We start from the raw sequence: 13,588 nt of genomic DNA, 5'->3' as shown, positions 1-13,588 counted from the left end.
CGACTCCTGCCCCGAGCGCGGCGACTCTGAAAGTTGTTTTGCGAACGCATTATTGCGTTTTGCGACGGATCACGTGGGCGAAGTGCTTGTTGGCGCCGAGACAGCGCGTGGTTATCGAAATCTCGAGCAAAATGCGTGCCTGCCCCTCGTGACGGTGGAGGGCACTCGGCGCCGGGGGCTTTCGCCGCCGACTGGCCGCTCACAGCGGGTCTGCGTGCCGCGTGAGCGGCATCGACCCGGCGCCGAGTGCTACGTCGAGGGTCGCCCGAATCCACCCCGCGCCAGCAGTAGCACCGGCAGTGGCATCGCCTTGTCGTCGCTCCGCGCGGCTTTTCGGCGGGATAGTGGCATCACCAGTGGCAAATACCGTCTCAGGAGCGTCAAACCCTTCCCGTGACGCGCTCTCGGGGAGATGATCGAAGTGTGGTGGGAGAAATCATCCGCGAGTTACGCAAGGCGCGTGGCTGGTCGCAGGGGCGACTAGCCGACGAGTTGAGCGCGCACTCGGGGGCCAATATCTCTCGCGAGTACATCTCGAGGCGGTGGGAAAACGGAGACACCACACCGAGCGCGTTTTGGCTGCGCCATCTTTCGGCCGTATTGGACGTTCCGCTAGCGATCCTGGAGGACGACGACGTGAACCGACGAAAGTTTCTGGCGCACACCGCGGCCGCCAGCGTCACCCCGATCATCGCGTCGGATCTGCTCGCCGCGGGGTTCTCGGCACGGCTCGACGATCTGGGGCCGACCATGGACGATTGGCAGGCCAAGCTCGTCGATTACGGCACCGATTACATGACCAAGGGTGGTGCGGAAATCCAGCGGCGTCTCGCGGTCGATCTGGCCGTTCTGCAACAGCAACTCGACAAGCCGCAGATGTGGGCGGCGGCGGCCTGGCTGATGACGTTGTACGCGAAGACCTTTCCTGGCTCAGACGGTAACAAGGCGGTGAATTGGTACCGGATGGCCGCCGAAGCCGCCGATCGGTCCGGCGAGGACGACACCAGGGTGTGGGTCCGTGGCCGCGCCGCCATCGCGCTCGGCTACGAAGGCGCCGCGCTGCCGATCGCCGACCGCTTCGCCGATCAGGCGCTGGCCTTGTCCGAGCGCCCGAGTCTCGGCAGGCTGAACGCGCTGATGGGTAAGGCGCACAGCGCGGCATTGCGTGGCGATCGAGCGAGCGCGTCGGCCCTGGCGGAAGAGGGCCGACGCGTGTTCGATCGGGCCGGTTCCTACGAGCAGACCTCCGACTACGCCGTGCCGTGGTGGCGGATGAATGTCTTCCTCTCGCTGTTGGCCGCGCGCCTTGGTGACGAGCAGCTCGCGGGCGAGGCGCAGGAGCAAGCGAAACACGAACTGCCCGAAGAGTTGCCGCGATTCGCGACGCATTTGGAAATGCACAGGGGGCTGATGCTGGTGCGCTCGGGCGACCGTACCGAGGGGGTGCGCCAGGCGCGCGTCGCACTCGATGCCCTTCCCGCGAGCAAGCATTCGCTCACGCTGCGCATGCTGATGGCCGAGGTCACCGACGCGGCGCCGAGTCGGGTCTAACCGGCCCAGGGGCCGATACCGCCGACCTTCTCGATCCTGGTGCGGATGAGCAGGCCGGGCGGTGCGTCCTCGGGTGGGAAACGCACGCCGGGGGAAGCCAGCGTCGCGGCGAGCTCGGCGAGTAGCTCGGGCGCTCCGCCTTCTTCCACCCGCGCGGTGCCGTTGATGGCCAGGTAGGGCCGCATTACCTCGCCGCGTTCCTGGGACAGGATGGTCAGCGCTACGCGGTTGTCGCGGCGCAGATTGCGGATCTTCTTGTACTCACCCAGGTGGCCGGAGACCAATTCGTCGCCGTCAGGGGTGGCGCGCAGCGCGACCCAGACAACCGAAATCTGTTGGCTGCCATCGGGGTTCAGCGTCACCATGGTGGCGTCGGCACCCGCGCCGATCAGGGCGCGGGCGGATTCGTGGAGTTTCATCTTCAGTCCTACCGAACGGGTGCGGGTTTCATTCCCGCAAGAATAGAGAGCACTGCTCTTGACGGGTGGTGACGAGGGTGGAACACTTCTCTTTATAGAGAGCACTGCTCACAAAAGGAGAAGATCATGGACCTCAGCACCCGCTACCTCGGCCCGACCGGCATCGACCCGATCATGGGCAGGATCGCGAACTGGCTGCCGCGACTCGGCATCGGAATCGCGGGATCACGGCTGCTCGCGGTACGCGGCCGCAAGTCGGGGGAATGGCGAACCACCATGGTGAATCTGATGGTGCGCGAAGACGGCGCGCGCTTTCTTGTCGCGCCGCGCGGACACACCCAGTGGGTGCGCAACCTCCGGGTGGCCGGTGACGGCGAGCTGCGGCTCGGTCGCAAGGTCGAGGCGTTTACCGCCGACGAGATCCCCGACGCCGACAAGGTCGCGCTGCTGCGTCTCTACCTGCGCAAGTGGGGTTGGGAGGTCGGCAGGTTCTTCGAAGGAGTCAGCGCGCATTCCACCGACGAAGAACTGGCCGCCATCGCACCAGGATTTCCGGTTTTTCGGATCTACGATCGGAATATCGACCGCGCCGAAATCATCGGCGGCAAGGGCGCGATTCTCGAATCACACTGAAAGCGCGAGGAACTCGATTGCGGCGGCATATCCCTGTATGCCCAATCCCGCGATCACCGCCGTCGCGATCGGCGAGATGAACGAATGGTGCCGAAATTCCTCACGGGCATGCACATTGCTGATGTGCACCTCGACGATCGGCACCTCGGGGATCACCAGGGCATCACGCAAGGCGACCGAAGTATGGGTAAGTCCACCGGGATTGACGACAATGCCGGATTCGGCGCCCCGCGCACGATGGATGCGATCGATCAACTCGCCCTCGGAATTGGATTGGAAGGCAACGATTTCCCGCTCGAACCTGGCCGCGGTCTTCGTGCACAACGCCACCACGTCCTCGAGCGACGCCGTTCCGTAGACCTCCGGCTGGCGAACCCCGAGCATGTTCAGATTCGGGCCGTTGAGCACGAGGATCGGGGCGGTGGTGTCAGCCATGCCCGCAAGGTTAGCCGGTCATAAACCCTGCGGACCGGTGGAACGTAGGTCGTCCACCTTGCGCATCGCCACCCGCAGTTCCGCCAGCCAGGGCTCGGCGTGTTGGCCCGCCAACTTCACCGTCCACGCGAGTGCGTCGGCACGCGAGCGGGCGACCCCCGCGTCGACCAACGTGTCGAGCACCATGCGCTCCGGTTGCCGCAACCTGGTCATGATCGGCACCGCCAACTGGGCAAACATGACGCGCTCGCCGCCAACCGAGACGCCCCATGCCACGCTGCGCCGGTAGCGCTGCTGCGCCTCGTCGGCGATCCGCATGCGCGCGGGTCGGGTGGACTCGCGAAAGCGCGCGATCGCGCCGTCGCGAGTCGCGCGCGGCAGATCACCGATCTCGTCGGTTTTCTCGGTGGACGCGCCATCGGTAGCCGACTCTGGATCCGGGCTGCCCGGCCGCTGTCCTCCGGCCCGCTCCGGTCGCGCGAGAGCCAGTTCGCCGACGACGACGATCTCCTCACGGTCGATCTCCAACACCGGCTTGCCCACGAACCAGTCTTCGGGCAATCTTCCCGCGAACCAGTCCTGCGCGTCTGCCACGTCGGGCAGGTCGGCTTGCTGCCAGCCGCCCGGTCGCCCGAAACCGCGTCCTCGCTGCGCGTTTCTCATGCTGATCACCTGCCAACTACTCGTGCCTGTTGCTGTGATTACAAGATTACGTCGTTGAACTACGTGTCGAACGCCCTCGGATTGTGCTGTCGGTGAACGTCTTTGCGAGAACCGCCGCAATGGCGCCGTCCCGCATGATTCGAGGCGTTCTGGGCGGGGTATCCAGTGAAGTGAAACGCCGAATGGTGCCCGTGAGTGCACAAGCGTGTCGAGGGGCCGGTACGGTATCGACGCCGGTTGCGTTCGATGACCGAGCATCGATCCTGATCGGCCCCGGGACAGTGGAATCTCGGGCACAATTGTGAGGCTGAGCACGGGCGATATCTGCTCGGCGTTGGCAGCCGGTAGACCATTTTCAGTACGGTGGTCTTGTTACTGGAGTGACAAGAGTGAAGAGTGGGCGATATGGATGTGTGGGGATTTCGCCGCTTTCGCGTCCGGGGCGCAATAGCACTCACGGGGGTGGCGGCGCTCGCAATTGCCATGGGGTCGTGCGCGGTCGACGAGAAGCAGAACGAGGCCGAGACCGTTGTCGACCGCTTCACCGAACTGCTCGATGATCGTGACTATGCCCAGGCTTCGGAGCTGACCTCGTATCCGGCCGCCGCGTCGGCAACATTGAAGCAAATGTTTGAGGGCCTGCAACCGGGCACACCCGACTACACCAAGACTCAGTTCATCGGGCTCGACGCCACCTCGGGCATCTTCAGCATGGAAGCCGACTGGAACTTCGGCGACAAGAAGGACTGGCACTACAGCCTGGAAGGCACCGTCCGCAAACTCGCGACCGGCTGGCGCATCTCCTGGGACCCCGCGATTGTCGTGCCGAAGCTGGAGAACAACCGAACCGTACGATTGGTACGTACCACCCCGGCGCCCGCGCCGAAGGTCAACGACATCGTGGGTGCACCGCTGATGACCGAGCAGACCATCAACGTGGTCAAGCTCGACCCCGGCAAGATGCCGGACCCCGTCGCCTCCTCCAACGCGCTGGCCAAGGCGATCGAGCCGGTCGCGCCGCTGATCACCGGCGATTCCCTACGCCAAGAGCTATCCACCTCCGGCGGAAGCCCGATCACCGCGGTCAACCTCCGCGACGACGATTTCGCCATCCTGGAACCGCGCATGGCGCCGATCCCGGGAGTCGTGTTGGAAAAGCAGCCGCGCATGGTCTCCGCCGACCGCAGGGTCTGGTCGCCCATGCTCGACGCGTTGAGCAAGGTGCAGGCCGAAAGTCAGGACGCGCACTCCGGGTGGGGCGTGCAAGTTTTCGAACAGGACGGGCGATTCGTCGGTCAGCTGGCAGGCGAGCAAGGGCCGCCGGGGCCGGACATCGCGGGCACCATGGACCAGCGTCTGCAACGCGCCGCCGAGGACGCGGTGGTGAGCGTGGGGACGCCCGCCTCCATCGTCGCGGTGCAGCCCTCCTCCGGCGCCGTTGTCGCCGCGGCGCAGAACAGTTACGCCAGCGAGCACGGTCCGGTCGCGTTCACCGGGCTTTACCCAGTTGGCGGCAATTTCGACCTGTTTCGCACCATCGTCGCCGCGACGAAGAACGTGGATCCGAAAGACGTTTCGCCGCAGGATGCCGCCGAGGCGGCGAGCACACTCGGCATCGGCGTCGACTTCAAGGTGCCTGGTCTCGATCAGACGACCGGTCGCATGGCCATCGCGGGGCGCAGCGGCGAACAGGTGCGCCAAGGCGGTGGCGCCGACGCGGTGCTGGCCAGCCCGTTCGGGATGGCCGTCGCCGCGGCCGCGATCGCACGAGGCTCGGTGGCGCCGCCGATGATCGAGGCCGGACGCCCCGCCACCACGGACGCTCCACTCGGGCCGTTCCCCGGACCGGTCACCGACCGACTGCGCGGCATGCTGCGCGACGGGACCAACGCGCCGCAGCTCGCCGGGGTGCGTGCGTTCCGTGACGTCAACGCCTTCGCCGCGACAGCGGGCAACGACGGCTGGTTGATCGTGACGATGAACGACCTCGCTTTCGCCGTGCACATCAACGAGGCCGACAGCGGCGACGCCACCGCGCGCATGGCGGTGCGACTGCTCAAGGCACTCGCAACCCCGGATACCTGATCCGCGATTCGGCTACCTGGCCCGAATTCAGCGCTGCGGCTCCAGATTCACGCCGAGCGCCCTGGCCGCGCCACGCCAGCCGAGCAGAAACAGCGCGAGCACGATCGCGGCGACCACCACAAAGCTCACGGCGACGCCCTGCCCGCTCACCGCGCGCAGCAGCATGCCGCCGACCAGGGTGCACACCCAGACCACGACGCCGGTCGGCCACAACGCGGTGGACTCGAACGGCTTCGGATTGCCGCCACCATCGCGCAACCGATCGGTCACGATGACCGCCGCCAGCCAACCCAGCGCCAGTCCGACGACGAACGGCCACGCGGTTTTCGGTAGTCCACCGAATATCGATTCATTGTGGTTGAGCCTGCCGATCGTGCAGAACACGAGTACCAGCACCAGATCGACCACGAACGATACGAATCTCCTCACGGTCGTGAGGGTAATCCGGTGCCGATCGGCGGCGAACCGCGACACCGCCGAGGCGCGAACAGGTTCGGTGTGAGCGGCGCGGGATCAGAATCGGCGCTGCTCGAATTCCTTGGTGTATTCGTCGTCGTCGGCTTGCGGCCGCCGGAACAGGAACAGGAACACGATCCACCCGATGATCGCGACCAGGATGAAGCTCACGAGCCGATAGACGAACGCCGCGGCCACCGCCTGTGCCGCGGGCAGGCCAGCCGCGGCGGTAAGGCCGTAGATCAGTGTCGCGTCGACGTAGACGATGCCGCCCGGCGCGAACGGAATGGAGCCGACCGCCTTGCCGACCGCGAAGGCGAGCAGCAACCCGGATATGCGCGGGTCCGCGCCGATCGCGTAACAGGCGGCGCCGAGGCACGCGACGTCGGCGAAGCGGTGGACCAGCGCCCATACCCCGACCAGTGCGCCGTCGCGCTTACCGAGTTCCACCGACTCCAGTTGGGCGAGCACCTCGGCGATCTTGTCCCTGCCGTGCTCGGCCGGTCGTTTACGCACGCGGTTGACCAGCGCGAGCGACTTGCGCAGCAGCGTCTCGAGCGAGCCGGGATTGCGGGAGACGTAGTTGCCCGCCCACACCAGCGCGATCACACCGGCCAGCGAGAGGATCAGCTTGTACGGGCCGACCTGACCACCGGAGAGGAAGGTGCCACCGACCCCGAGCAGTGCGAGGCCGACCGCGGCGACGACACCGGAGAACACCAGCTGCCACGACGCGACGATCGGGCTCGCACCCCACCGACGGGTCTGGCGGTAGGTGAAGGCCGTCGAGAAAACTTGTCCCGCGGGCAGCGACACCGACATGGCGGTCGCGCCGTAGACCACCGCGACCGACTTACGCTGGCTCACCCGCACACCACCGGCGCGCAGCAGCTGCTTTTGCACTCGGCCGAATCCGCTCATCGACAGCGCTTGCAGCCATACGCACGCCACCACCCAGCCCCAATGGATTTCGGTGAGCGTGCGCCAGGATTCGTGCAGGCGGGGCCAAAGATAGATCCCTTCGCCGACCAGCAGCGCCAACAAGACCACGCCGAGCACCCATTTGACCCACCAGAATTTGCCGCGTCGGCGGGCGACGGTGGGTGGCGGCGTTGATTCTCCTGCCGGTTCCCCGTTGGCCGTCACAAGGTCAGCCTAACGAATCCCCTGAATCGATGTCCGAGGCGCCGTTGGCGTGGTCGGATTCTTTCGGCCACGCCAATCGAGTTTTTTTGCGCCGACCTCGCAGTTGGACCTCTTCGCCGGATTCCCAACTGGCCTGCTCGCTTTCCTCGGCGAAATACAGCGCGCTGCCCGACGCCAGTGTCCTACCTGGCTGATCTTTGGCCAATTCGGTCAATCGAGAGGCTTCGTTGACCGGGTCGCCGATCACCGTATATTCGAAACGGTTTGCGGCGCCGATATTTCCGGCGACGGCCAGCCCCGCCGATACCCCGATACCGATATCGAGGCCGGGGACCTGGCGCAGCGTTTCGCGAAGTTCGCGCGCGGCGGCCAGTGCCGCGGTCGGCGCGTCGGGACGATCCAGCGGCGCACCGAAGATGGCCAGCGCCGCGTCGCCGACGAACTTGTTGACGAAGCCGTGGTGGCGGTCGATGACGTCGACGACGATCCGGAAGAACTCGTTGAGCAGGCGCACCACCTCGGTGGGCGGATGCTCGGCCGCGGTGGCGGTGGAGCCGACCATGTCGACGAACAGCACGGCGACGAATCGGGTCTCGCCGCCGAGTTCGGTGCCGTAATCCAGTGCGCGCTGGGCGACCTCGGCGCCGACGTGCTGGCCGAACAGCTCCTGCAACTGCCTGCGCTTGGCCGCTTCCTCCATCATTCGGTTGAATCCGACCTGGAGCAGGCCGATCTCGCTGCCGTCGAACACCTCGACGTGCACGTCCCGCGCACCCGCCTGCACCTGCTCGATGGCCTGGCTGAGTTGGCGAACCGGGTCGGAGATGCTCGATCCCGCGAGCATCGACAGCGCCAACGCCTGCATGATCACCACGCCGCACAGCAGCAGAATGGAGATGGCCAGCGACTGCGCGGAGAATTTCACCTCCGAGGAGATCTGGGTGACACACAGCAGCACGATGGCGATAGTCGGCGCGAAGGTGCCCATGCCCCAGGTCATCGCCATTCTGGTGCCGACGCCGGGGGTGAGCGTGCGATCGAAGCTGCCCTCGGTGAGCGCCTCGGCGGCGACGGGACGCAGGATGCGCTCGCCGAGCATGTAGGTGAAGCCGAAAACGATGGTGGCGGCCATGCATTCGGTGATGATGACCGCACCCGCCAGCGCGGGGGTGTGCACGATGATCGACGCGCCGAGCACGGCACCACCGACGAACCACAGCGACAAGTGCAGGATCGCCTGGCGCAGCGGCGCGTGCAGCGCGGCCATCTGCTCCTGGCGGCTGGGCGGCCCGCCACGCATCTGCCATCGCATCACCGGGCGCAACATCAGCGCCGAGGCGGCCAAGCTCAGCAGCCCGCCGGTGATGAACACCGTCGCCGGAATCGCCAATCCGGTGCTGCGCGCGCCGATCGGCTCCCCTTCGGGCACCGGCAGCCCGTACTGGATGAACGCCCACACCAGCACGGCGCCGAAGGCGTTCGCCAGCAACATCGATGTCAGATACAGCGGCCAGCGCGTGCGCATGGTCTGTTTGACCGCTTCCAGAGGCACTGACACGTTGACCAATCTAGCGTTTCGATCAATCGGGCATGTTCGCAGACGAGCCCGCATGCCGGATCGGACGGCGATGGCGGCGGTGCGGGAGCGGCGAAAACCGTGACCAATCTTTCGGTCTGCGGTACGTGTTCGGGGCGGGGTGCGGCCGATAGGGTCATGGAGGTGACCGACCCGAAGGCAAGTTCGTCAAGTTCGTCGAAGAACGCGTCAACCCGTTCGGCCGCGGACTCGGTGCACCCGATCGTTCGCGTCTCCGCCGAGTGGGGTTGGCGGCTGCTGGTGCTCTTCGCGGTGGTGATCGCTCTCACGATGATCGTGCAGCGGCTGGCCACGGTGCTGATCCCGTTGGCGATCGCTTTGCTCGCCGCCGCGTTCCTCGCGCCGGTCGTCGATTGGATGCAGCGGGTGGGGATTCCCCGAGCGCTGGGCGTGTTCGTCGCGCTGGTCGGCTCGCTCGGACTGCTGGCGGGTGTGATGACCTTCGTGGTCGAACAGTTCGTCGCGGGCGTTCCGCAGCTGACCGACGAATTCACCAACAGCATTCACCAGATTCAGGATTGGCTGATCACGGGCCCGCTGCACCTGAGCGACGACCAGATCCGCAATGCCGGTGACACCATCATCAAAACCATCCAGTCCAACCAGGACAGTGTCACCAGCGGCGCGCTCACCACCGCGACCGTGATCGGGGAGATGCTCACCGGCACGTTCCTGACGCTGTTCATCCTGATCTTCTTCCTCTATGGCGGCGATCAGATCTGGCAGTTCGTCACCCGGGTCATCCCGACCCAGCAGCGCGAAAGGGTGCGCACGGCAGGCCAACTCGGGTTCGGCACGCTGGTGGGGTTCGTGCGGGCCACCGTCGCGGTGGCAGCGGTCGACGCCATCGGTATCGGTGCGGGCCTCGGCATCCTGAGTGTTCCGCTGGCGCTGCCGTTGGCGTCGTTGGTGTTCCTCGGCGCCTTCATCCCGATCATCGGCGCGTTCGTGGCCGGATTCATCGCGGTATTCATCGCCCTGGTGACCAAGGGTCTGGTCACCGCGCTGATTGTGCTCGGCATCATCATCGCGGTGATGCAGGTGGAGGGTCATGTGCTGCAACCGCTTCTGCTCGGGCGGGCGGTGAGCATCCATCCGTTGGCCGTGGTGCTCGCGATCACCGCGGGGGTGGTGCTGGCCGGGATCGTCGGCGGCCTGTTGGCGGTGCCGTTCGTCGCGGTGATGAATACCGCCATCCGCTCGTTGCTCACCGAGCGTCCAGAAGAACTGTTCGAGGAGTTACACACCGCGGGCGAGCACAAGACGATGTTCCCCGCGGACCCGGATCGGGCCGATGCCGGTGGCATCAGCCTTCCGTCGCTGCCGTTCGTCGGGGCGCGCCGTGCGGCGGGCGAACCCTCGGACGCGGACAGCGGCACGACACGAGACGCCAAGTCGGACAAGACCTCCGACACCGAACGACCGCGAACCGATGATGGCGACACCGAGGACTGAACCCAGCTCGGCGGACGCGGCGACCACGCCGCTGTGGCGGGCCGCCCAGGCCTTGCGCCTGGTTACCATGGTTTACGCGGTAGGACAACAGATCTCCTCGGCGCCGCACTATCTGAATCCGCGATTGAGTTGGGTGCTGATCGCGTTGATGGCGGTGTGGGCTGGCTGCTCGGCGGTTCTGCTGTCACAGTGGCGTTTTCCCGATGTGGGGCGGTTACGCGCCTGGGTGGTGTTCGGTGATCATCTGGTCGTCGTCGGGTTGATGGCCTCGACCAGGCTGGTGTCGAATTACGAGTGGTATCACTGGCATCAGACCGTGCCGACCACGCTGTGGGCGACCAATGCGGTCATCGGCGCCGCGATCCTGCGTGGGCCGGTGACGGGTGTGATCTCGGGGGCGTTCATCGCGTCGGTCTCACTGACGGTGCGCGAACAGTGGGGTCAAGACGTGTGGACCGATGCGACCGTCCCCGTGTTGGTCTCCGTCGGTTTGGCGCTCGGCCTCGCCGCGAACACCGCGCGGCGGTCCCAGCAACAACTGGAGCAGGCCGTACGGCTCACCGCGGCCGCGCAGGAGCGGGAGCGTCTCGCGCGCGAGGTGCACGACGGTGTCCTCCAGGTGCTCAGCTACATCAAACGACGCGGTGACGAGATCGGCGGACCCACCGGCGAATTGGCGCGACGCGCGGCCGAACAGGAAGTGGCGCTGCGGGTCCTGATCTCCGAGCAGGCCGATCGGCATGTGACGGGTGCGCCGGAGGAGGATCTGCGTCCGCTGCTCACCGCGCAGGCCAGGCCGTCGGTGTCGGTGTCGACGCCGGGCGACCCGGTCGCACTCGGGCATCGGGTGGTGCGCGAGATCGCCGCTGCCGTCGCGACGGCGCTGTCGAATGTCGAACTCCATGCCGGGAAGAGCGCGAAAGCCTATGTGTTGTTGGAAGATACCGGTGACGAGGTGGTGATCAGCGTGCGCGATGACGGTGTCGGCATTCCGGAAGGTCGATTGGCCGAGGCCGAAGCGGAGGGTCGCATGGGGGTGTCGCGCTCGATCGTCGGACGGATCGAAGCCCTCGGCGGTACGGCGAATCTGCTCACCGAGTCCGAAGGCGGGATCGGCGACGGCGCCGAATGGGAATTCCGGGTGCCCCGAACGGCACGCGCATGAGAGCCGACGACACGGGAGGTGTCACGTGACCGATGAGCAGAGCGGTGCCGGTGCGGCCGAACAAATCACTGTGATGGTGGTCGACGATCACCCGATGTGGCGCGACGGGGTGTCGCGTGACCTCGGCGAGGCCGGGTTCCTGGTGTCGGCCACCGCGGACGGTGTCGCGGCGGCGACCAGGCGGGCGGCCGCGGTGCGTCCCTCGGTGGTGCTGATGGATATGCAGCTGCCCGACGGCAACGGCGCGCAGGCGACCGCGGAGGTACTCGGCGTCTCACCGCACAGTCGGGTGCTCGTGCTCTCGGCGTCGGCCGAACGCGACGACGTGCTCGACGCGATCAAGGCCGGTGCCACCGGTTACCTGGTCAAGAGCGCGTCGGTGGCGGAGCTGATCGACGCGGTGCGCGCCACCGCCGCGGGGCAGGCGGTCTTCACACCGGGGCTGGCCGGACTGGTGCTCGGCGAGTACCGGCGCATGGCCACCGCGCCTGCCGAACCCGATCAGCCACATCGGCCCGCACTCACCGAACGCGAGACCGAGGTGCTGCGCATGGTCGCGAAAGGGCTGTCGGCCAAGCAGATCGCGAATCGACTCGGCTTGAGTCATCGCACGGTGGAAAACCATGTGCAGGCGACGTTGCGCAAGCTGCAACTGGCCAATCGGGTGGAACTCACGCGATACGCGATCGAGCAGGGGCTCGAATAGGTCGAGAGACTCGGAGGTGAAGACCGTCGTGCGACCGGCCCGCGACAAGGCGAGGAACACGGCGGCAGCCGCCATGTCGTCGCCGTCGGCGATCGGTGCGTCCGGGCCGAAGCCGCGATCACCTCGCCCGACTACCGGTGGTCCGCCCATGCGCGCGGTAGATCCGGCGGAAGAACCCATCATCGTCGGATCGGGTGTCGCCGCAGCACCGCCGACTGCTTCGGCGAAGAGCTTTTCCTCGTCGCTCGCCACTACCCCGTTGTCACCGTCGCGGCAGCTGCGCTCTGCGATCCGCCGGTGCTGAACACCGTGGCGGCTATCGCCGATCACGGCTGCTCGCCGCCGACGAACGGCGGCGCGGTTGCTAGCGACCACGCACGCTCGTGCGGGATGGTCATATTGTTGCGGAGGGCGGCGCGATCCGAGCTGTCCCCGCGCGGGCGGTCCGCGCCGTGAGGCCGAGGATCCGAGTCGGGGGTTCGTGGGGGCTCGACCTGTTCGTCCCGCCACCGACCGGCGCGCCAGCCCACGCGCGGGTGATCGACTATTCCGGGATTTCCCTGATGTCTCTGCCCGGCATGCTCGGTAACCTGGCAGCTATGGGCGGTCCAGAAACAGCGGCCAGTAGTGGTGTCGACGGCACGGCGGTCGGCGACCGAGACCTCCGTGTCTCGGACCTCGAACGCGAGCACGTCGGACAGCTTCTCCAAAAAGCGGTCGGCCTCGGCATGCTCTCGCTCGGTGAATTCACCGAGCGCATGGACACCGTCTTGGCGGCCAAGACCCGTGGCGAACTCAACGCGGTGCTCATCGACCTGCCCGGCATCCAACTCGGTGGCCGCCCGTTCGGTCCAACGGCGCCCCCGCGGTACACGGCACCCGCCGTGGGTTCGGCACGGTCCGACGGCGCTATCCGCGGCCGATTTTCGAGTGTGCAGCGCCGCGGCCCGTGGCACGTCCCGCCGACTCTGCGGATCGACTGCTGGTTCTCGAGCGTTGACCTGGATTTCACCACGGCGATCATGTCGACACAGGTTGTCGAGATCCGCGTGGACGCCACGTGCAGTTCGGTCGATCTGATCGTGCCGCGTGAGGCGACGGTGGACCTCAACGGCCTCGACCTGGTCGGTTCCGGCGCACATAATCGGGTGCGCACCGGGCCCCCGATCGGTCCGCTACACCTCGTGGTGCACGGTCGGCTGAATCTCAGCTCCGTCGATGTGAAAACCCCGTTCCGCTTGCGCTGGATGCGCGGCGCGCGCCTGGGCGGCTAGCCG

At 66.5% G+C, this 13,588-nt stretch carries 13 protein-coding genes; 7 read left to right on the top strand and 6 right to left on the bottom strand.

The features are described from left to right. Positions 1-423: 423 nt before the first annotated feature. Positions 424-1,551: a helix-turn-helix domain-containing protein gene (locus ABEA50_RS05165; protein ID WP_345493859.1), complete on the top strand. Its 1,128-nt coding sequence runs from the start codon at positions 424-426 to the stop codon at positions 1,549-1,551. Here the strand turns inward: ABEA50_RS05165 and ABEA50_RS05160 are convergent. Beyond that, positions 1,548-1,970: a TIGR03618 family F420-dependent PPOX class oxidoreductase gene (locus ABEA50_RS05160; protein WP_345493858.1), complete on the bottom strand. Its 423-nt coding sequence runs from the start codon at positions 1,968-1,970 to the stop codon at positions 1,548-1,550. The genes ABEA50_RS05165 and ABEA50_RS05160 overlap by 4 nt on opposite strands. A 126-nt stretch (positions 1,971-2,096) precedes the next feature. Here ABEA50_RS05160 and ABEA50_RS05155 point away from each other — a divergent pair, with 126 nt between their 5' ends. After that, positions 2,097-2,603, top strand: a complete 507-nt coding sequence (locus ABEA50_RS05155) for a nitroreductase family deazaflavin-dependent oxidoreductase (protein ID WP_345493857.1) — start codon at positions 2,097-2,099, stop codon at positions 2,601-2,603. On the opposite strand, the gene aroQ is transcribed toward ABEA50_RS05155, so the two are convergent. After that, positions 2,595-3,038, bottom strand: coding sequence for a type II 3-dehydroquinate dehydratase (aroQ, locus tag ABEA50_RS05150; protein ID WP_345493856.1), 444 nt, complete (start codon positions 3,036-3,038; stop codon positions 2,595-2,597). The genes ABEA50_RS05155 and aroQ overlap by 9 nt on opposite strands. 18 nt (positions 3,039-3,056) lie before the next feature. After that, positions 3,057-3,701, bottom strand: a complete 645-nt coding sequence (locus tag ABEA50_RS05145; protein WP_345493855.1) for a hypothetical protein — start codon at positions 3,699-3,701, stop codon at positions 3,057-3,059. Positions 3,702-4,163: 462 nt separating this feature from the next. On the opposite strand from ABEA50_RS05145, the gene ABEA50_RS05140 reads away from it, so the two are divergent. Further along, entirely contained in the window at positions 4,164-5,786 is a 1,623-nt protein-coding gene (locus tag ABEA50_RS05140; protein ID WP_345493854.1) for an NTF2-like N-terminal transpeptidase domain-containing protein, read from the top strand. A gap of 27 nt (positions 5,787-5,813) precedes the next feature. Here ABEA50_RS05140 and ABEA50_RS05135 read toward each other — a convergent pair whose 3' ends face one another. The 3 genes from ABEA50_RS05135 to ABEA50_RS05125 all read right to left on the bottom strand — a co-directional run bounded on the left by ABEA50_RS05135 (position 5,814) and on the right by ABEA50_RS05125 (position 8,913). Beyond that, entirely contained in the window at positions 5,814-6,215 is a 402-nt protein-coding gene (locus ABEA50_RS05135) for a DUF3054 domain-containing protein (RefSeq protein ID WP_345493853.1), read from the bottom strand. 84 nt (positions 6,216-6,299) lie between these two features. Further along, positions 6,300-7,388, bottom strand: a complete 1,089-nt coding sequence (locus ABEA50_RS05130; RefSeq protein ID WP_345493852.1) for a lysylphosphatidylglycerol synthase transmembrane domain-containing protein — start codon at positions 7,386-7,388, stop codon at positions 6,300-6,302. Positions 7,389-7,392: 4 nt separating this feature from the next. After that, positions 7,393-8,913: an adenylate/guanylate cyclase domain-containing protein gene (locus ABEA50_RS05125; RefSeq protein ID WP_345494662.1), complete on the bottom strand. Its 1,521-nt coding sequence runs from the start codon at positions 8,911-8,913 to the stop codon at positions 7,393-7,395. A 189-nt stretch (positions 8,914-9,102) separates the two neighbouring features. On the opposite strand from ABEA50_RS05125, the gene ABEA50_RS05120 reads away from it, so the two are divergent. From ABEA50_RS05120 to ABEA50_RS05105, 4 genes are all read left to right on the top strand, one after another. Beyond that, positions 9,103-10,440, top strand: a complete 1,338-nt coding sequence (locus ABEA50_RS05120) for an AI-2E family transporter (protein WP_345493851.1) — start codon at positions 9,103-9,105, stop codon at positions 10,438-10,440. Next, the gene (gene macS / locus ABEA50_RS05115; protein WP_345493850.1) at positions 10,418-11,605 is read left to right on the top strand and encodes a MacS family sensor histidine kinase; all 1,188 of its coding nucleotides are present in this window, start codon (positions 10,418-10,420) and stop codon (positions 11,603-11,605) included. The genes ABEA50_RS05120 and macS overlap by 23 nt, the downstream gene beginning before the upstream one ends. 73 nt (positions 11,606-11,678) lie before the next feature. After that, positions 11,679-12,311, top strand: coding sequence for a response regulator transcription factor (locus ABEA50_RS05110; protein WP_345494661.1), 633 nt, complete (start codon positions 11,679-11,681; stop codon positions 12,309-12,311). A 599-nt stretch (positions 12,312-12,910) separates the two neighbouring features. Then, entirely contained in the window at positions 12,911-13,585 is a 675-nt protein-coding gene (locus ABEA50_RS05105; protein WP_345493849.1) for a DUF1707 SHOCT-like domain-containing protein, read from the top strand. Positions 13,586-13,588: the final 3 nt, after the last annotated feature.

It is taken from the genome of Nocardia callitridis, assembly GCF_039543305.1.
Lineage (GTDB): Bacteria > Actinomycetota > Actinomycetes > Mycobacteriales > Mycobacteriaceae > Nocardia > Nocardia callitridis.
This window is presented reverse-complemented; position numbering and strand designations above follow the sequence as displayed.